Origin of the sequence: Pseudoalteromonas holothuriae, from assembly GCF_945859825.1 — a bacterium.
Taxonomy (GTDB): domain Bacteria; phylum Pseudomonadota; class Gammaproteobacteria; order Enterobacterales; family Alteromonadaceae; genus Pseudoalteromonas; species Pseudoalteromonas holothuriae.
Genome location: NZ_CAMAPC010000006.1, coordinates 131700 through 152128, shown reverse-complemented (window position 1 = coordinate 152128; position 20429 = coordinate 131700). Strand labels below are relative to the sequence as shown.

13 protein-coding genes are annotated in these 20429 nt (G+C 39.7%); 3 read left to right on the top strand and 10 right to left on the bottom strand.

Translation table 11 applies throughout. The annotated features are described in order from the left end of the window. Positions 1-326 precede the first annotated feature (326 nt). Positions 327-920: a CBS domain-containing protein gene (locus OCI93_RS10050; RefSeq protein ID WP_261592299.1), complete on the bottom strand. Its 594-nt coding sequence runs from the start codon at positions 918-920 to the stop codon at positions 327-329. A gap of 282 nt (positions 921-1202) precedes the next feature. Between OCI93_RS10050 and OCI93_RS10045 the strand changes: the two genes are divergently transcribed. After that, a complete protein-coding gene (locus OCI93_RS10045; protein ID WP_261592298.1) occupies positions 1203-2159 on the top strand; it encodes an FHA domain-containing protein in 957 nt (318 codons plus the stop codon). Positions 2160-2229: 70 nt separating this feature from the next. On the opposite strand, the gene OCI93_RS10040 is transcribed toward OCI93_RS10045, so the two are convergent. Then, entirely contained in the window at positions 2230-2739 is a 510-nt protein-coding gene (locus tag OCI93_RS10040) for an Mpo1 family 2-hydroxy fatty acid dioxygenase (protein ID WP_261592297.1), read from the bottom strand. 316 nt (positions 2740-3055) lie between these two features. On the opposite strand from OCI93_RS10040, the gene OCI93_RS10035 reads away from it, so the two are divergent. Further along, positions 3056-3211 carry a hypothetical protein gene (locus tag OCI93_RS10035; RefSeq protein ID WP_261626321.1) on the top strand — a complete coding sequence of 52 codons (156 nt, stop codon included), beginning with the start codon at positions 3056-3058 and terminating at the stop codon, positions 3209-3211. A gap of 81 nt (positions 3212-3292) precedes the next feature. Here the strand turns inward: OCI93_RS10035 and recD are convergent, their stop codons facing one another. The 5 genes from recD to OCI93_RS10010 all read right to left on the bottom strand — a co-directional run bounded on the left by recD (position 3293) and on the right by OCI93_RS10010 (position 14708). Then, a complete protein-coding gene (gene recD / locus OCI93_RS10030; RefSeq protein ID WP_261626320.1) occupies positions 3293-5188 on the bottom strand; it encodes an exodeoxyribonuclease V subunit alpha in 1896 nt (631 codons plus the stop codon). Beyond that, positions 5185-8742, bottom strand: a complete 3558-nt coding sequence (gene recB / locus OCI93_RS10025) for an exodeoxyribonuclease V subunit beta (RefSeq protein ID WP_261626319.1) — start codon at positions 8740-8742, stop codon at positions 5185-5187. Before recB ends, recD begins: the two co-directional genes overlap by 4 nt. Then, the gene (gene recC, locus OCI93_RS10020; protein WP_261626318.1) at positions 8729-11992 is read right to left on the bottom strand and encodes an exodeoxyribonuclease V subunit gamma; all 3264 of its coding nucleotides are present in this window, start codon (positions 11990-11992) and stop codon (positions 8729-8731) included. The genes recB and recC overlap by 14 nt, the downstream gene beginning before the upstream one ends. 109 nt (positions 11993-12101) lie before the next feature. Beyond that, complete coding sequence (locus OCI93_RS10015) at positions 12102-13124, bottom strand: GGDEF domain-containing protein (protein ID WP_261592293.1); 1023 nt, start codon at positions 13122-13124, stop codon at positions 12102-12104. A gap of 540 nt (positions 13125-13664) precedes the next feature. Continuing rightward, complete coding sequence (locus OCI93_RS10010) at positions 13665-14708, bottom strand: alkene reductase (protein ID WP_261626317.1); 1044 nt, start codon at positions 14706-14708, stop codon at positions 13665-13667. Between the two features lie 146 nt (positions 14709-14854). Here OCI93_RS10010 and OCI93_RS10005 point away from each other — a divergent pair, with 146 nt between their 5' ends. Then, the gene (locus OCI93_RS10005) at positions 14855-15436 is read left to right on the top strand and encodes a TetR/AcrR family transcriptional regulator (RefSeq protein WP_261592291.1); all 582 of its coding nucleotides are present in this window, start codon (positions 14855-14857) and stop codon (positions 15434-15436) included. A 256-nt stretch (positions 15437-15692) separates the two neighbouring features. Here OCI93_RS10005 and OCI93_RS10000 read toward each other — a convergent pair whose 3' ends face one another. The 3 genes from OCI93_RS10000 to hrpA form a co-directional block, all read right to left on the bottom strand. Next, positions 15693-15983, bottom strand: coding sequence for a PilZ domain-containing protein (locus OCI93_RS10000; protein ID WP_261592290.1), 291 nt, complete (start codon positions 15981-15983; stop codon positions 15693-15695). Between the two features lie 10 nt (positions 15984-15993). Next, the gene (locus OCI93_RS09995; protein WP_261592434.1) at positions 15994-16377 is read right to left on the bottom strand and encodes a response regulator; all 384 of its coding nucleotides are present in this window, start codon (positions 16375-16377) and stop codon (positions 15994-15996) included. A gap of 88 nt (positions 16378-16465) precedes the next feature. Next, on the bottom strand, positions 16466-20350 hold the full coding sequence (hrpA, locus tag OCI93_RS09990; RefSeq protein WP_261592289.1) for an ATP-dependent RNA helicase HrpA: 3885 nt from the start codon (positions 20348-20350) through the stop codon (positions 16466-16468). Positions 20351-20429: the final 79 nt, after the last annotated feature.

Below are 20429 nucleotides of genomic sequence, written 5' to 3'. Positions count from 1 at the left end.
GGCAAGGCAGAACCTGCGTCGCATAGTTATTCTATGTAAGTCAGGTGATAACGTAGAAAAAGTGCTCGAATGGCGCTGCCCAAAGGGTTCAATCAAAGGCTTCCTCTACTTTGTCATTCGCAACTGACATAAATTATTATGCTGCATTACTCATTTCGCGTACTGAAAGCCTTTGATTTGAACGAAATTCATACTTCAAAGATCTACAGCCCCTATTTTGGTGTGCTCACTAACGTGTTAGCAGCACCAAAATATATTATGCCAATTGCATTAAATACATGGTCATTTAGCTTACAAACATGTTCTATGTTTTAATAAAATTGGCATTATGAAGCAAACATATCTTCATGCGCATGGATAATGGCAAAAACCTCTTTGAAAGAATGTGCCTTTTGAAGGATATTAACTGGAATATGTAAGGCTCTGGCAATATCACTGGCTGAAATCATGCCCCTAAGCCCTCCCCTTTTATTAACAAGCAATACATGTTGCTGCCCAATGTCTTTAAGTGTTTCAATAATATCGCCAATTTTAGCGCTTTTAACCGAACTATATGGCAACGCATGCAGCTCACTTTTACAGGTCATCACATCTTCGACACTCAGATCGCTTCGTGCTTGGCTTAATTTTTGTGCCATGCTTAAGACCTTTCGACCCGTTAAGTCCCGAGAGTTAACCACTCCCAAGAAGGTATCATCATGATCAATAACTAACTTGGAACGAACATGGCCATTTACCATCATATAAAGAGCATGGTCTATATCAACATCTTTTAGGATCAACTGAGGCGCTCGTCGAGTAAAATCGGTAACAACTTTTAAAGCGCTCGACTCTAACAACAACGGTTCTGAATCATAAGGGTTGCAAAAGTTGTATACGTTTTCTAACTTAACCGTACTCAATTTTTTAAATTCATTCATTTGAGCTTCCTAACTAATAGCAAGTATAACACTATGGTTTATTCTGCAATAATGCGCAAGCTGGAATGGCAATCGATGTAATCGGATGTAATTGGCTAATCCAAGAAAAATCTCTAAACTATTGATGTAAAATTTAGATTTATTAAATTTAAGCGAAAATAAATGCGCTATCGTTATCTTAGAAAGAACTCTAAGTGAAAAGTAAATGGAATAATAGTCTTGGCAAAAAACCACTTTATTACGCTTAATGACAACACTATATGGTAATGTAAGGACATATTAATGGCTTATCTTATTGATGAACAGAAACTCACTAAAGTATATTTAAAAAGCTATCATACGATTGGCCGCTATAAGTTCAATGTAGACAGTTTAATCGATCAACCAGGGGTATCGCGTCATCATGCCATTATTGAGCTGTCTCAGGACAAATGGCTTATTCGTGATGTGAGTACGAACGGTATTTGGATTAACGATAAAAAAATTGACAAAAACCTGCCCTATCAACTTTGTGAAAATGACAAATTAGATTTCGCTGCACCTGGACAAAACTCATATGTGGTCGCAAATCTCAGCGCACAATGCCAATATTTAGTATCACAAACCGATGATCAACAGGTGATAGAAGTATCAGACCAGCTGTTACTACCCAATGATGAAAATCCAACACATATTATCTACTTTGATAAAATGCTGAACTATTGGTTTTTAGAAGACCTAAATACCAGTGACCGCCAAGCACTGATTGATGGGGGACTTTTAAGTGCCTTTAATAATCAGTGGGTATTTTACGCTGCAGGGACAGCTGCGATGACCAAGCACCTAGACCGTTTACCGAACGTGAAACCATGCGGACTATCTTTTGCTGTTAGTCAAGATGAAGAAGCAACACAGCTGTCAGTGAGTTTAAATGGCAATACCATCGATTTAGGCGTTCGCAGTCATCACTACTTACTATTACTGTTGGCCCGTTTACGTATTCAAGACAAAGACAATGCCGTAGAACAAGATCAGCAAGGGTGGATATACAGAGAAGATTTGATCAAAGCACTAGGCGTACAAATGAACCATATGAATATTATGGTGCACAGAGCTCGTAAACAATTAACTGAAGCCGGCGCTGATGAATACCCAGAGCTTGGCTATTTAATTGAGACTAACAATGGAAAATTGCGTCTAAATAGCCAAGATATTACGATTATCAAAGGTCATAAGCTCGAAACACGAATGTCGATTTAAATCGTCACGGTGGAGCTAGGGCTTGTTTCTTGCTGTAAAGGATAAACATGCCCTTGATATTTTCTTAGCTCTAACGATATGCTCCCGCTTTAGCAATAATCTGCTGTTCTAAATGTTTCATCAGCCCTAACAAGAAAAGCCCCTCTACCACCACAAACAAAGGCCCTATTATTAAGCCCATCAAATCGTCGACAAATGCAGGTTTTTTTCCTTCAAAATAGTGCCCTATAAATTGCACTACCCAACCAATTACAAACAATACAACACCAATACTATAAAACCATACTTCAGCATAGGGCCAAACAAGGTAACACTGCTTTACCCCAGCGTAAATTAAAGCCAAACAAACAGACATGAGCGCACCCAGACGAAAATCCAATCGTATGTAATAAGCACAACTGAGTAGGGTGACAATTAAAGCCGGAGTAAGTATAACCGTATTCATTTCAAGTATTGGAATATAAAGCAAAAATATAACGGCAATCACAATAACGGGTATGCCAAAAAAATGTGTGGCAATATTGCGCTTATCTCTATGGTATTTAGCATAATTTACCAATTGCTGTTCTAACGTTTTCATACTTGCCCCAGATTAAAGTAATTGCTTTAATCTGTTAAAACATATCATTGAAACTTTGTCAATTTATCATATATGCTGAGTTTTTTTCATACAACCACCTGCAATAAAAACACAGCTTTTATTGTTATACCAATGGCATTCAATAATTGATCTGATATTGCGATAGATAAATGACTAGAGCCTATTAATCTTTGAGGTATGAATTTTGTTCAAATCAAAGGATTTCATTACGCGAAATGAACAGTTTAACCTCAGGTTTGGATAAGGGTTTTGAAGATGATATTTTACTCAATATAAAGGCACTTTTACGTAGTAATTGCCAGCTATTACAAATGAAAGCAACCCAGAAGATGGGCAAAATAGCCCTGTTGAACAAATTCGCTGCCCCAGAGCTGAGGTTAGCTTTGAAAAACGCCGCCATAATCATTCAATTATGGCGGCATATGCGACCCACTGGGCAGTGGAGTATTAAGGGAAGTAGGTTTGTAGTAATTCAAAGCCTACATAAAAACTATAGGGCAGTTCACAAATAACACAACACATTATCTACTTGTTAATTTTTCATTAACCTATCTCGTAATCCTGAGCATCGAGACACAGAACGATTCATGGCATTAAGCAATACCTGCTCTTGAGCCACTAATTCAAAGTACGATTTTGCACGCGTAATACCCGTATAAACTAGCTGTCGATTTATACCGATAGATGATCTTTGTAAAGGTGGCAAAATCATTGCCGTATGCACAAACTCAGACCCTTGTGATTTGTGTATGGTCATCACATACACATTTTCATGGCGCGGTAAACGAGCAGGATAGAATGCCCTAACTCCCCCTTGTTCATCAATAAATGTAGCTTTTAGCTGGCCTTGTTCATCAATTAGCAAAATACCAATATCACCATTAAATAGTTTTAACTGATAGTCATTTTCGCCAACCATAATGGGCTGGCCTGCATAATGACGCGTCGTCGGTTGAATTAACTGTTTAACGTAAAGTGCTTGTTCAATACGCCTGTTTAACTGCTCTACTCCATAAGGACCTTCTCTGAGTGCTGCTAATAGCTGATATTGAGCAAACGCTCGGTGTATAGCGATGACATCTGCACCTTGGTGCATCAATTTCAAATAAGTACCATATTGCTCTGCTGAGCGTTCAATTAAGGCCTGATATTGCTCATTCGTAAGGGTCATTAGAGCAATATCGTCATAACCTTTGTTCAGTGTTTGTCTGAGCAATTTAGTGTCATTATTATTTACCGCCAAGGCTAGCTGACCAATGCCACTACGACTATCAAATCGGTGGCTTTTTTGTAAAAATGCCACACTATCTGATAAGGCAAATTCACTGTTTTGACCCTGCAACTGTGCTTTGCCCGCAAAACATAGCGTGTTTAATTTATCACATAGCACTTGGCTATAACTTGGTTGGCTATTAAGTAGTAGCTGCTGACATAAATCACTCAAAACACTTCCAGTATCAACCGATGCCAGCTGATCTTTATCTCCCAGTAATATTAATCTTGCGTGATTTGGTAGGGCTTGCATCAACTTTGCTAATAGCGACAAGTCGACCATTGAAGCTTCATCAATAATTAACAAATCTAGATGCAATGGATTGAATTGGTTATGTCGATATTGATTACTTTGAGGGATAACACCCAGTAAGCGATGAATGGTTTGAGCTTGCTCAGGGATCAGCTCATACAATTTTTCATCTAGACCTAACTTTGCTTTTGCTCCTAAAATTGATTCACTTAACCTTGCTGCTGCCTTTCCTGTCGGTGCCACCAGCTTGATTGTCAGCGGTGCCTGAATATAAAGCGACTGCAAAATTGCTAATAATTTTGTTACCGTGGTGGTTTTTCCTGTACCAGGACCTCCTGTGATAACACAAAAACCACTAATTGTAGCCATTGCACAGGCAACTTTTTGCCAATCTATTGTTTCTTCTTGCTTACTTGGAAAATAGGCATTAAGTAATTTTTTCAGCATCTTTTGATCAACGCTTAAAGGCTGCTTTTGCATCAGTAAAAAGCGCTCAGCTAGCAATGCTTCATAGTTGGCTAAACGTGACAGGTATAATTTATCGCGAAACAAGACTAAAGGCTTGCCTTCTCCGATAGCAGGATGAATTGCAAGTTGCTGCCATATTACAAGAGCCTCATTGGCTAGCCATGGTGCTTGTGGGCTATCCAGTTGGCATATTTTCAATAGGAATGGGTCAAACCAATCAACGTCGTCAAAGACCAAACAGCTATGCTGTTGTTGCTCTGCTCGAAGTAGCAATAAAATGACATAAAAGTTTTCATCAATGCGTTGGTAGTTCAATAATTTAGCTAACCCAAGATCTGCATGACGAATGCGAGACTGTTGCAATAAGATATTTATATAAACATCATGATCAAAATCAATCAGTTCTGAGTCTGCAAATAAGTCAAGCTGGCTCATAATAATCGACCTTGTGTAAACAGTGCATCTAATTGCTGTAATTGTTCAGTACTTAATTTGTTAAAATAGATGCCTGCAGCATCAGGCAACGCCCGCAAAAACAAATAGTAAACGCCACCTAAATGAATTTGAGGATCATACTGTGCTAAACGTTGTTTTAGCAGCCGATGTAGTGCCACAGAATAAATCATATACTGTAGGTGATATTGATGCGCATCCATCGCTAACTTTAAGTTATTTGCTTGATAGTCGCTATGTGTGTCACCTAAATAGTTCGACTTGTAGTCCAAAATGTAATACTTACCTTGATATACAAAAATTAAGTCAATAAAACCTTTTAACAACCCTTTTACTTGATCAAATTGTAGCTGGCTATGTTGACCTGTAATAGCACTCACTAAACGATTTAACTCGTTTGCTTTTAATGGCTCAAGTGGCAAATAAAACTCCATCTCAACAAGGCAATCACGGGGGCTTAATTTTGCCAACTGCAAATCATTTTCCATGTCTAAAGGGCAATTTAAGCATGCTTGTATCCAGCCTTGCACCGATGCTTGCCACTGTTCATCAATATGATACTTATTTAAGCTTTTTTCTACTGCCTCACTCAGCGATAACTGCTCACCTGAGGGGGTATTGGGTGCGGTAAAATTAATTTGCTCAAAAATTTCATGTAAGCAACTTCCGGGCTTTGCCCCTTTAGGAAAGGTATACGAATTAAGCACTGCTTTTTGCATACTTATAACATTATCTGGTAAATCAAGCTGGTGGTTTTCATCCAACGCCCCCAGCGGTCGTTCATCACTATGGCTGTGGTAACTTAACTGACTAAAACTCGTTGCACGCCAATCACGTTCAATCGATATTGTGACAGGTTTAACCGTTAAAACTTGCTCAGGTGCTGTTTTGTTTGCCAACTCATCGCCTGAGTTATCATCAGTTGTTATCCAGCACAATGATATATCTGCTTGCCCATCACAAAATTTTTGTAGTGCTTCATGCCACTGCTGTTGCGTTTCAAAGGGTTGATTTGCAAAAAGTACGTAACCGACTGCTGTTTGCGTAATGCCTGGCTTTTTACTTCTACCAGCAGCTATGTTAAACAACCCTACATCACAAAAATGAATGGCACGAGTTAGTGCCACATATAACAGTCGAATATCTTCAGCTAAACGCTCTTGCTCTGCTTGTGCACTTTGTTCATCATCAGCATCGAGTGAATAAACTAACTGCCCATCTCGATGAAATACGGCATCACTGGCCTCTCGGTAACTACTTGCAAATGGAATATATACGATTGGGTACTCTAATCCTTTAGACGCATGCATAGTGACTATTTTGACTAAGTCAGCGTCACTTTCTAGTCGTACCTGAGCACTGCCTTGCTGAACTTGCTGGCATTGACTACTCAGCCAGCGTAGCACCCGCAAAGTGCCATCTAGCTCAATTTGTTTTTGCTGTAAAAGCTCAGCCAAATGACGATAATCTGTTAGCCAACGCTCAACGTTATACCCTGATGCTTGCCACAGTTTTGGCAATTGGTTTTGTACCAATAACTGCTCAAGCATTGCCATAGCGCCTTGTTTATACCAAAGTTTTTGTAGTTGTGCGAATTGATCTAAATACATTTGCCATTGCCGCTCATCTTCTCGCAGTTGATAAATTTGCTGATAGTTCAACGCAAACAAAGGGCTAACTAAAATACCTCGCAGTGCTGCTTCGTCATATTTGCCATGTAATACATCTAAAAAGCTCAAAATAGCATGGGTAATAGGCTGGCTAAATATACTATCTCTTGCTAAATAAACACTAGGAATAGCCAATTGTGCAAGTGCAGACTTCATTATGCTTGCTTCATTTCTATCTCGTACCAGCACGCATACATCACCGGCTTGCACTGCTACCGAGCCGATTGACGCCCGCCCTCTTTGCGCCTCACCCAATAGCTGTGCAATTTTATTCGCATATGTCTTGGCAAGTACTGACAAAGCTTGAGATTTACTGGTAACAGGGGACGGGTCTTGATATACACTAAATTGTAAAGAGGCACTGCCTAACGACGGGCATAAAAAGCTGTCATCTACTGACTTGCCTTTAGCTTTGACCGATACAAACGGAATGGCTTGATTGTAAATAAAACTATGCGCGTGAGAGGTAAATAATGCATTAACAGCTTTCACAACCCCCTCTGCGGAGCGATAATTAGTTGCTAATGTATATTGGTTTTGCTCTTTGACCTGTTGCTTAGCATGAATATAGGTAAAAATATCAGCGCCTCGAAAGCCATAAATGGCCTGTTTAGGGTCACCAATCATGGTCAAGGCAGTGTCATTTTTATCAGTCTCTTTGCCATAAATAGCGTTGAAAATACCATACTGAATAGGATCGGTATCTTGAAATTCATCAATCATGGCAACTGGAAACAACTGTACAATTTTTTGCTGTAATATATGCCCTTGTTCATTGTTTAATGCCTCAAAGAGCTGTCGCAATAAATCATCTGGGCTTATCAACCCATGTTGTATTTTATGCGATTGCAATAATCTACGCACCTCGCTCACACTGTGCTGCAAAATAGCAATGCTTAACCCTTTGCTTACTTGATTATGTAGCTGCGCCATTACATCAAACTCAGCCAACATTGGGTGCATAATAACACTTGCCCCTTTTTTATAATTCGCGGTATTTGACAAAGAGTCTTGCCCCCAAAGGGCAAAAGAATGTTTAGCACTACCAAATTCAAAATACCACTGCTCACTTTGGCAATATGTGATCAGGGCATCAATATTATTCGCCCTACCCGGCGCTTTATTTTTTGCCAAACCAGAATTTGCCAACACGCTAAAAAAATCACTGCTCAGTAGTACCTTTTTAAACTTGCTGGCTTGTTGCTGATATTGCTTTCTTGCTTCAAGCACATCTGCCAGCGCCAATTTGGGCGTGATCACCGCGTGTTCTTTAGCAAGTAGCTTCATCACTTTACCAGCCAGTGCATGAGGGCTTGGATAATGCTCTATAATAGCTTGTGTCGTGTCTTTATCTAACGGATACACAAAGCTGCGCCAATGATCTTTTATGGCTTCAAGCACTAACTCTGACTCATCTAATACAAACTCAAGGTTAAACGCAACATTCGACTCAAACGCATGTTGTTTTAACATTCGCTGACAAAAGCCATGAATAGTAAAAATAGCGGCTTCATCCATTGATTTTGCCGCTGCGTCTAACAATGTAAACGCGTTATGCTTATCTTCAATTTGACACAAAACACGGTTTACTAATTCATCATTGCATTGTTCACCCAACAGCGTGTCTCTGGCCAATAAAATACGAGAACGTACCCTGTCTTTGATCTCTTGTGTAGCGGCTTCCGTAAAGGTAACAACCAGTATTTGCTCTACCGACAATGGCATTTGTTGTTGTGCTGGCACTTGTAAACCCAGTAAGCAACGCAAATACAGCCCTGTAATTGTGTACGTTTTGCCCGTGCCTGCGCTAGCTTCAATTAAGCTACTGCCAAGCAGCGGCATACTTTGTGGGTTAAGCGTCTGCATATCGCTGCTCCTTAGCAAGCGCTACAATATCAGCTAGTAAGGCATGGCTGATGTCATGCAGTTGTTCACTTATCTGTTCAAGGCTTGTGTAATTTAAGGCTACATAAGGGTCTTCGCTTTCTCCATATCCTATATATTGGCCGCCATTAAACTTAGCTGCGGCTTTACCTATATCTTTGGTTGCTACAAGTTCATACGCTGTACTAACAAAAAACGGCATTGGTTGATTTAAACACTGTTGATAAAAATGTAACCATTTTTGTAAAAAGTCATCGGCTTGTTGTTTTTCTAACGGTGCAAAAGTTACTAGCTCGTCTAAGCCATAAATATACGTGTGTACAGGTTCATCGCAGCACTGTGCAATGCAATGCATTAAAAAGCCTTTCACCTTATCTTTGGCTTTGATACTGGCACTGCGATAAAATATTTGCTTGTTGTCATAGAGCGCATCTAGCCAACCTAGTAACATATAACTACCAACCATTAAACGCACTTCTAAAGGTGCTCTGGGCTGCTGCACTTGTGCTTTTAATTGCTCAACCATGGGCTGAATACGTTGCTGCAGGCGTGTTAGCTGCAGCTGTCCGACTGCAGCTTGAGGTAAATTACCTCGTTGGATTATTTGCTCAAGGTTAACTTGTTCACCCCTTAGCGCATAAGCAAGTAGTTCATCCAGATAATAGTAGCGCTCAAGCGTATCGAGCATAAATGGCTCTTCATCTTTGTTTATCACTACTTGTTCATTTAACCTCAAGCCTAGCGTTTTGGTGTAGAACGCTTTTTGCGGAGCCAGTACAGTAAATAAAAATTGTTGAATCTCGACTTGTTTCTCAATTGGCACGTTAAGCGGTAAAAGTGGTTTGTGCGTAATTTTTGTGTTTTGCATTAACCACACTGGGTTAAAGCTTTGTAAAGCATTATCGCTTAAGTAATTCACAGCATTAAAAGGTTGTAATGTTGCACGCTGAAGAAGTTGTTTTGACGGTTTGAGTGATGCGTCTGAGTATTTAAAGCTTCGGTCAAGGTACTCAAATAGCTCACTAACCAACACCGATGGCATCTGCGGTTCGTTATTAAAACATGAACGACCAATGTAGCTTAAATAAAAATGATCTCTGGCACTGAGCAGCGCTTCTAAGAACAAATAGCGGTCATCAAATTTTCGTGACCGATCACCTTTTTGCCTTTTAGAGTGCGGTACTAAGTCAAATCCAATCGGTTGTACCGTACGTGGATAATCTGCATCATTGAGGCCAAGTAGGCACACTACCTTAAACGGTACTGCTCGCATTGGCATTAAAGTACAAAAATTCACCGGCCCCACTAAAAAACGCTGACCAACACCTTTTTCTTGTACTCCCTGTTTGACTAAGTAACTTAATACTTTTGCCGATATTGGCGCTTGCATATCCAAATTATCGTCATGTTTTTGCAACTCATCAATGATCTTCTCAACGGTAAGTAAATCCCAGCTTTGCTCTGCTTGCGCATCATAAAACTGCGCCATCATTTGTCTTAATAGCTGAGCTTTATCGCATAGCCTTGCATCTTGATTAAGCTGTTGCTTATATTCTGCTAAAGCATTAACAAAATGCAGTAATTTACTCAAGCTATTAACCGCCATGCCTTCCACTAAATCAGCAGGGTAAATGCCATCAAATGTCATTTGTTCATCACCTGATGCAACCCCCAGCAACAGACGGTTTAATCCGTGTTGCCAAGTATTGAGAGATAATGCTGGGAGATCATGTTCAATTTTATGCTCAGCATTTAAGCCCCATTTAACACCCACTTGCTCAAGCCAATATTTCAACTGTGAAAATTCATGTTCTTGAACATTAAATTGACTTGCGATAGGTGTAACAGCTAAAAGGTCGAGCAAGTCTGACACGCCAAAACGACTAAAGGGCAAATTAACTAAGCTGACAAATGAGCTCAGTATCGGCTTTTCTTGTTCAATCGATAAATCCGCCAATGCATAAGGAATATAGCGATCACCCGTTGCTGCACCAAATACCGCCTCAATATAGGGGCTGTATGTACCAACATCGGGCATCATGACAATAATATCTTTAGGTGTTAAGTGTGGGTCTGCATGAAATAACCTAAGTAAATGATCATGCAAACACTCTACTTCTCTAAGTGGTGTATGGCAGTCTTGTAATTGAATTGAAGTATCATCCAATGCGATTAAAAGTTTACCTTGCTCATTAATAAACCAACTTTTATCTGCACTAAGTGACTGACCTTTGAACGCCAGTTGATATACTTCTTGTTGTACTTTGCCTAGCAAAGAATCGTCAAAATCGCTAATAAACCCATCAATCCATTGAGCGTCCAGCTGCACAAGTTGCTCAAAATAATCGCGCCCCAACTTGCCCCATGAGGACAATAAAGGGTTACCAATAACGTAATAGTCTTCTTGAGTACTTTTAGCATCAAGCTCTGGCATTTTTACGTACTTAGCAGCGATTTTTGCCTGCGTTTTTTCATCTACTAGGTCACCCCAATAATGCTCACTGGGGTTACAAAAAAATAGTAGCACCGTGGTTTTTTTACTCAGCGTTTTAAATACTTCTAACTGGCTTGAAGCCATTGCCGAGAGACCAAATATACACACCCGCTCAGGTAATTGCTCACTACTGACACTATCAAGTGCATCAACGAGTTGTTGATGCATATTCGCTCGGTGATAACTACTTTGTCCTAAAAACTGGGTATGCTTTACTAATCGTCGCCACAAATCAGGTTGCCACGATGCGATTGAAACATCGACATCATCAAGCTCATCTTTTCCCGTATCCCATTGAGCTATCCAATGTGGCCGATACATTAAATATTGATCATAAACATCCGCTATTTTTTCACATAATGCAAATAGCTTTAGACCTTCTGTGTCTTGATGTAAGTATTGACTTAATTGAATATATTTAGGGTCATCCAAACATGTTGGCAATATTGCAACTAACTTCCAGGTCATGTTTTGCTTATTGTAAGGGGATTCACTTGGCACATTAGGCAAAAATTGTTGATATAACTGCCAAATAAAACTCGAAGGAAGTGGAAAATCTACTTGCGCAGCAACGCCCAGCGCTTCACTTAAGCCTATTTTTAGCCACTGCGACATACCAGGAGATTGTACTAGTACAATCTCTTTATGAAATGGGGAACTTAATGGCGCACTTTTAAGTAAAGTATGAAACTGAGCTTGTAGAACCTCCATACGATTAGATTGAATTATGTGCAACATTATGTTTTTCCGAGCTATTTACAACCAGAATATGTGGGGGAGTTCAACTGGCTGTTGTAAATTGATAGGCTGTGAGCAGTGTAAAATATTTGCGTCTTAGATGATAGCGTCAAAATAAATCTATACCCGACTCATCATCACTGTCGAGTTTTTCAGATTGTTCCATAAGATCAAAAAAGCAGACCTGATCTCTACCTTGCGTTTTTGCGCAATACAAGGCTTTATCAGCTTTTTCTAAAACATGAATTGGAAAGTCATAAGGCCCAACTTTTGCGACTCCAATACTTACCGTTAGTTTATTCACAAAAGGAAATTTAGTGTTCCTAATTCTATCCATAAATTTATTTAGCACACTATCAATTTCTTCAAAGGTCGCAGGTTCAAAGACCAAAACAAACTCTTCACCACCAAAACGAAACAGCAAATCGGATGCTCTAAAAAAATTATGCATCGTTTGCGCTAAAATGAGTAACACTTCATCACCACATACATGCCCATAATTATCATTTACTTGCTTAAAATGATCAATATCTAGCATCGCAAGCCAAGAGACTGTTTCACTCTGTAATTGCCTGTTTTGGTTTGATTTTGACGTTTTATGGTGTTTAACTACTTGCTTTTCTACTAGTTGTTTGAACTTTCTATCAAATGTTTGCCGATTAAGTAAACCTGTCAGTTTATCTCGTTCGTTCTCATGTAAAATTGTTAAATAATTCTCATAAATACAACAAAATGCATTTAGCAAAACTTGGTCTGAACTGCTAAGCCCATTACTTTTGATAGCTATCGCACCAATTGCTTTATCCGCTAAGGTGATTGGTACCCACTTTGTTTCAATGCCGTCAATGCTTTGAATGGCTATAATACACGCTGAATTCAAGCATGATATTAGCTCTGAACATGGGTTTTCAAGCTTTTGTGATTGGCTCCAGTGATATTGCTTGCTTTTTGTTACCTGTAAACTTAAACAACACTCAACTTCCAAAGAGTCGTCCTCACATGTCGACTTATAAATAGATACTTGCTGACAGCCAATAAACTCATGAATGGTAGATAGTAAGCTTGATTCTAGTGAATCAACATCTCTGGTCTTCGTTAACTTAACAACCGAGTGAAGTAACGCTTCTTGCATAATTTGCCTTATACCAATTTTATTAAAACATTGGTCACGCTAGCGAGCTAAAAAAAGCCTTTAACCCTCTAAGATTGTTCATATAAAAAGCCTAAATAAAAGTATAGACAGAAATTTTTAATTATCACTTTGCATATAGTGCCATCATTGCTTCTGTGATAATAGATCATCAAAAACAAATTTTGCCTAGTCGCTAAGCCATTTATCTGTCGCAAACTTTGCTCATTTATTTAATACAATTAGGGCGTGTTGATCTTTGCTGTGTTTTGGCAAGGCAGGATCTTCGCCGCATTGTTACTCTATGTAAGTCAGGTGATAACGTAGAGAAATGCCCGAATAGCACTGTCATGGGCGATTAACATAGATCACTATGCAACATAGTCCATTCCTAGCAATAAAAGTCTTTGATTTGAACAAAATTCATACCTAAAAGATCAACAGCCCCTAGAATTACACGCAAAAAATCCAATACACTATGATGCATTGGATTAATCTGAGCTTATAAATCAAGCGGTCTTAACGCTTATTGTAGCTTTGCTTTTAGATAAGCTCAGCCAGCATATCGTCACTGTATGCGGTTAGCGGTTGTTGACTTTTTACCTTGCTGACATAGTCTGGGTTAGCAATAAATGGGCGGCCTATTGCCACTAAATCAAAGCGTTCATCTTTGAGAGCAGCTTCCGCAGTACTGGGTGTAAACCCGCCTACCCCAACGAGTGTGCCATTATAGAGACTTCGTATGTAATCAGACGCTTTTCCGCCCAGATAATCAAATTCCATACTGTCATCAAAAATCCCTACATGTACAAAGGCAAGCGTTTTATTATTGAGTTGTGATAGTAAATAATCAAACACCGCTTTATCTCGATTATCTGGCGCCATATTAAAATAGGCACCTGGTGATAAACGTAAACCCACGCGTTCACCACCCACAGCATCAACAACGGCATCAACTACTTCTAGCGCAAAACGTGCCATGTTATCCGGTGTCTCACCGTATTCATCTTGGCGCTGGTTCGATGCATAATGCAAAAACTGATCAATTAAATAGCCATTAGCACCATGGATCTCTACACCGTCAAACCCTGCTTCGATGGCATTTTTTGCCGCATTAGCGTAATCATGCACCAACTGCTTAATTTGCGCTTGAGATGCTTCCTTGGGCGTTTGATACTGTAAGTCTCTCATTCTTGGCACTGTACCTTCAATGCCAATCGCAGAAGGTGCCAATACATCACCTTCACCAAAAAAATACGGATGTGCGACACGGCCAACATGCCATAACTGCGCAAAAATCTTTCCACCGGCATTGTGCACCGCAGTTGTCACTTTTTTCCAGCCATCAACTTGCGCCTGATTAAATAGACCCGGTGTATTAGGATACCCTTGTCCGTCTGGGCGAATAATGGTTGCTTCACTAATTATAAGCCCTGAATCAGCTCTGCGGGCATAATAAGAGGCCATTGTATCTGTCGGCACCAAGTCATCATCTGCCATACAGCGGGTTAAAGGTGCCATTAAAATGCGGTTGTTTAAAGTAAGCGTGTCGTTGAGCTTTAACGACTTGAATAAAGTAGATGTCATGATTCCTCGCTAAAATTATTTATACGTGCTAGTTTTTGAATGTTTGTTCAAGATACACATTCTTGAATGCTCATTCAAGTTATATTTTTGAATAAATAATCAAGTTAAGTTATTATCCCAGCCAACATTTAAAGACTATTTCATTTATGAGAAGCGCAGAATTCGACAAAGAGCACGTCCTACGCCAAGCTATGACTGCATTTATGCAATACGGTTATAGTAAAGCTAGTATGCAAAAACTGACTCAAGCAACGGGTTTGCACCCTGGCTCAATTTATTGTGCTTTTAAAAACAAACAAGGTTTGTTACTGGCATCAGTAGAGCAATATCAAAAAGATAAAAATGACCAATTTGAGTCATTAGTTGCAGAGCATAACGATGTAAAGTCAGCTTTAAGCGCTTTTTTAAAAAATATTACTCACCCTTGTGCAAACAACGAGGCTACTAAATTTTGTTTACTCACAAGGACTTTGTCAGAAGTGGATGGACAAGATAAAGAAGTTAGCAAAGTATTGGCAAATAACCTTAATGCCTTTGAAAACTCTTTGGCAAACGTACTTGATAAAGCCATTGATAATGGAGAAATAAGTAGTACGCCTGATGCTAAAAGTCGTGCTCAATTTTTAGTCATGGGTATTTACGGTATTCGCACTTATTCAAGCACCAGTGATAACCAAGCAACACTCAGCAGACTTTGCTCACAACTACTTGATAATGTACTAAATTAACTTTTATCTTACTTTAAGATTACGGCTAAGCCATACGTGATTGTTAGTTTACAAAGATATAAATATTACCAAAAGCTCATCAACATTATTAAGTGACGATATACCTATTTTATTAAGAAATTGATCATTCTTGCGAGCTAAATGACCATTAACTGAGTTAAAAATGGCTCAGGTAGCATACTACATAACAAAATTTCTTGTTGGTTACTAAGCCATTTATTTGTCGCAATATCAAGGGTCTTACTCTGAGCTAAAGTTAATTAAATTCGATAATTTCCAGACCAAGCATAAATTGTCCCTCTTGCTCTTGAGCACAGCGCACGACATTTGCATGGGCATTTAATGGAGGAATAGCATCGCTGGTTGAATCAATATGTATTTCAATCATCGTGTTTGCTTCAACAGGCTCTGTTACTTCTATTGAAAGCCCTGTTGCACTTAAATCATGACATTTGCCTTCAAACGTTAGCCCTGACTCTAATAATGTCAGCCGAGCTTGTGCATTTACCATCATACGCATAAATCTTCGCTTATCTTCATGCAGCATTACTTCCCCCTTAAACCATTGATTTTAGTTTTTCTAATAAGGACTGAATGGCAAATGGCTTTATCACATAAGCATCACAACCAGCTTCATACCCTGCTTGTTGCTCTTGCTCTGATTCTAAGCCTGATACCATCACAACAGGAATATCCTTGGTTTCTGGCGTATTTTTTAACATCCGGCAGGTATCATACCCATCTAGCCCCGGCATACAAACGTCTAACAATATAGCATCGGGTTTGTGTGCTATCGCATTGGATAAGCAGCTTTTACCTGAATCAGCATAACTTAACCTAAAAGCATCAGATAAAGCCATGCTCAACATTTCAAAGTTAAAATATTCGTCATCAACCACAAGTACATGTGGTGTGTTATTCCTTTGTTCTTGAGTGGACATAGTTGATGTCACTTCCTTTTCAAAATCCAAAAATAGTTCCTCTTAATAAGGTAATTGGCTTGGAGTAAATTGCAAGCTTAATCAGCAATTATTCACAGTCCTTTAACGCATTCATCACCCGTTTAGCGGAGATGGGGTAAGGCGTGCCAAGTGTTTGCGCAAATAGTGAAACTCGCAACTCTTGTTGCATCCAAAAAATATCTTGAACATCATTTGGTAGTGGGTAGCCGTTTGGAACACGCGCTACCACTTTTTGATAAGCTTGTGCTACTTTTTCTAACTCTAAAACACATAACCTATCTCGGTTAGGGTCTACTGGCAATTTTTCTAAACGCTTTTCAACCGCTTTCATGTACCGTAATAAATCTGATAGTTTATTTGCCCCATGCTGACTTACAAATCCTTTAAAAATAAGTAGCTCTAACTGTGATTTAATATCTCCATGCGCTGTGATCATCGTTAAGTCAACACGCCCCTTCATACGTTTGTTAATCGCATGGGCAATACTTAATACTTGCTCTACTTGAGTAGCAATACTCACAACAACATCGCCAAGATCACCGCGAATGCGCTCTTTTACCTGCTCAAACGCCTGCTCATCACGAATATCGTTATGCTCATCAAGTAATGAATCAACACCAGCAGCAATGCAGTCATCAATCAAATCTTGTACTTTTCCAAATGGATTAAAGTAAAGTCCTAACTTCGCTTTATTAGGCAAGTGTTGCTGCAAATATTTAATCGGTGAAGGCACATTTAACAATACTAACCTGCGCAACCCTTTTTGATGCTGCACAGCTGCTTTTAAGGGGTTATCAAAAAGCTCTATCGCCGCACTGGTCTTTTTATCAACCAAAGCCGGAAATGCTTTTATCTCGTAGTTTCCTTGCTTTTTGGTATATTCGTTCGGAAGCTTACCAAATTGCCAATGCGTAATATCTTGCTGCTCAATGCCTTGTTGAGCGACTTTAGACAGTGTATCCGATACTCTACCTTGCAGCTTATCTTTTAGCACTTGCAAGTCAAAACCATGCGCAATAACTTCGTTATCATCCCCTATCACTTGAAATTGTATTTTTAAGTGTGGGTCTAACGCATTAAGATCCCACTCTTGTTGTTCAACTTTTACACCAGTCATACGCAACAAGCGGTTTGCTAAGCAATCTAACAGCGCGCCCTGCATTGGCTCTAGTGCGGCTAATACAGCATCTGCATAATTTGGTGCAGGCACAAAGTTGCGGCGTAAGTTTTTAGGCAAGCTCTTGATCAGACCACAGATTAATTCATGTCGAAATGCGGGCACATGCCAATCAAAACCTTGTTGACTTACTTGGTTTAAAAGTGCTATGGGAATATTCACCATAACACCATCAACGGCTTGCCCCGGCTCAAAATGATACTCCAGTGGCAGCATCAAATTACCTTGATGCCACACATCTGGATAATCAAATTCAGTGATTTGCTGAGCGTTGTGCTGCATCAACAATGCTTTGCTCATGTGCAAAAAGTGCTTATCTTTTTGCTTTTGTTTTTTCCACCAATGATTAAAGCCAGCACGTGTACACACATCTTCTGGGATACGCTGGTCGTAAAACTCAAATAAAGTTTGTTCATCTACCAAGATATCTCGACGTCGTGCTTTTTGTTCAAGCACCTGAATATCATCGATCAATGCTTGGTTATGCTGCAAAAAGCCTTCACTTTGTCCAAGTTGATGAGTAACTAACGCTTCTTTAATGAAAAGCTCACGGCATAACTTTGGCTCTATTTGGCTATACACAGTACGTTTACGCGCAACAATAATAAGTCCAAACAAAGTTTGCTGTTCAAAGGCAATAATACAACCAGGCTTTTTCTCCCAATGTGGCTCACTAAAACTACGTTTAACCACATGCTGAGCCAGTGGCGCGATCCAGTTAACATCTATTTTGGCATTCATTCGTGCGTAGAGTTTACTGGTTTCGACCAACTCGGCCGACATTAACCATTTCGGGCTTTTCTTAAATAAACTAGAGCCGGGGAAAATATGAATTAAACTATTGCGCGCCCCTTTATAATGCTGCTTTTCATCTTTTGCAGCAATGTGACTTAACATACCACTTAATAAGGCTTGATGGACGTTATCAAGCTCTGCTTGGTTGTCACTGTGTTGCATATTCATTTCTTGGCAAATGGTGTTCAATTGGTACACAATATCTTGCCATTCTCGAATGCGCATGTAAGACAAAAAATCCTTTTGACATAGCTTACGAAATTGTCCTCGTGTCAACTCATGCTGTTGCTGCTCGATGTAATACCATAGATTCAAAAATGACACAAAATCTGAGTCTGGGTGTTCAAAACGGGCATGCTTTTCGTCAGCTCCATTACGTTTATCTTGTGGGCGCTCTCGGGGGTCTTGAATAGATAGAGCCGCAACAATAACTATCACCTCTGTTAATGCCCCTAATTTATCTGCACTAAACACCATTTTTGCTAAGCGCGGATCAATCGGTAAGCGACTCAATGTTCGCCCAGATGGTGTTAATTTAGTGCTGTGGCGGCGCTTGCTCGGATGTACCGCCTCCAGCTCTTCTAATAGTGCAATACCGTCATTAATATTACGGCTATCAGGCGCTTGTACAAACGGAAACTGAGTAATATCACCCAAGCCAAGTCCAAGCATTTGTAATATAACCGAGGCAAGGTTCGTTCTTAATATTTCAGGGTCTGTAAATTCAGGACGTGATAAAAAGTCTTCCTCTGAATAAAGCCTAATACAAATGCCTGCTTCCACACGACCACAACGACCTTTGCGCTGGTTTGCACTCGCTTGCGAGATAGCTTCAATAGGTAATCGTTGTACTTTAGTACGATAGCTGTAGCGGCTTATTCTAGCTGTACCTGGGTCTATCACATAGCGAATACCTGGCACCGTTAACGACGTTTCTGCCACGTTGGTCGACAATACAATTCTTCGTTGGCTATGCGCTGCAAAAATACGGTTTTGTTCGGCATTAGATAAACGCGCATACAAAGGTAATACTTCTACCCCTTTAAGGTTACGTTTACTCAGTGCATCAGCCGTATCACGAATTTCCCGTTCGCCATTCATAAAAATTAAAATATCGCCGGGACCTTCATTGCACAGCTCATCAACTGCATCAAATATACCTTGTAGCTGATCATTTTGTGCTTCGCTGTCATTGCTCGCAGTATCTAGTACAGGCTTATACCTTACTTCAACAGGGTAAGTACGTCCCGACACTTCAATAATTGGGGCATTATCAAAATGATTAGAAAACCGTTCAGGATCAATGGTTGCTGAAGTAATAATTACTTTAAGATCAGGTCGTTTAGGCAATAAGTTTTTTAAGTAGCCTAAAATAAAGTCAATGTTTAAGCTACGCTCATGTGCCTCATCTATGATGATCGTATCATATTGATTAAGGTATCGGTCTTGTTGAATCTCTGCCAGCAAAATACCATCAGTCATTAACTTTACATAAGTATTATCTGACACCTGATCGCTAAAACGAATTTTAAAACCAACTTGCTGTCCCAATTCACAATCAAGCTCATCAGCAATACGGTTGGCAACGGTACGAGCAGCTAGCCTTCTAGGCTGAGTATGACCAATGTAGCCATCTACACCTCGACCAAGCTCCAAACATATTTTAGGTAACTGGGTCGTTTTACCTGACCCTGTTTCACCTGCTACAATCACCACCTGATGCTTTGCAATTGCGGCTTTAATATCATCTTTTTTCTGGCTTACAGGAAGCTGTTCAGGGTAAGAAACGTTAGGTAGTTGCTCGGTGCGTTGAACTTTGAGTGACTGACTTTTTGCAATTGCCTCTTCTATCGTGGCAACCACTTTGCTTTGTTTATCCGCATCTACAATTTTATTTGCGCCATGCAAACGCTTTTTAAGAATAAACTGATCTTTCTTTAGACAAGACGTTAGCCCAGCAAACAGCGGTCCTACACTCACTACACACTACCTATTTATCGTTAATTTAAGAGCGCGTATTGTATCAAAAACCGTTCACTGAGCCTATGCTCTAACGCAG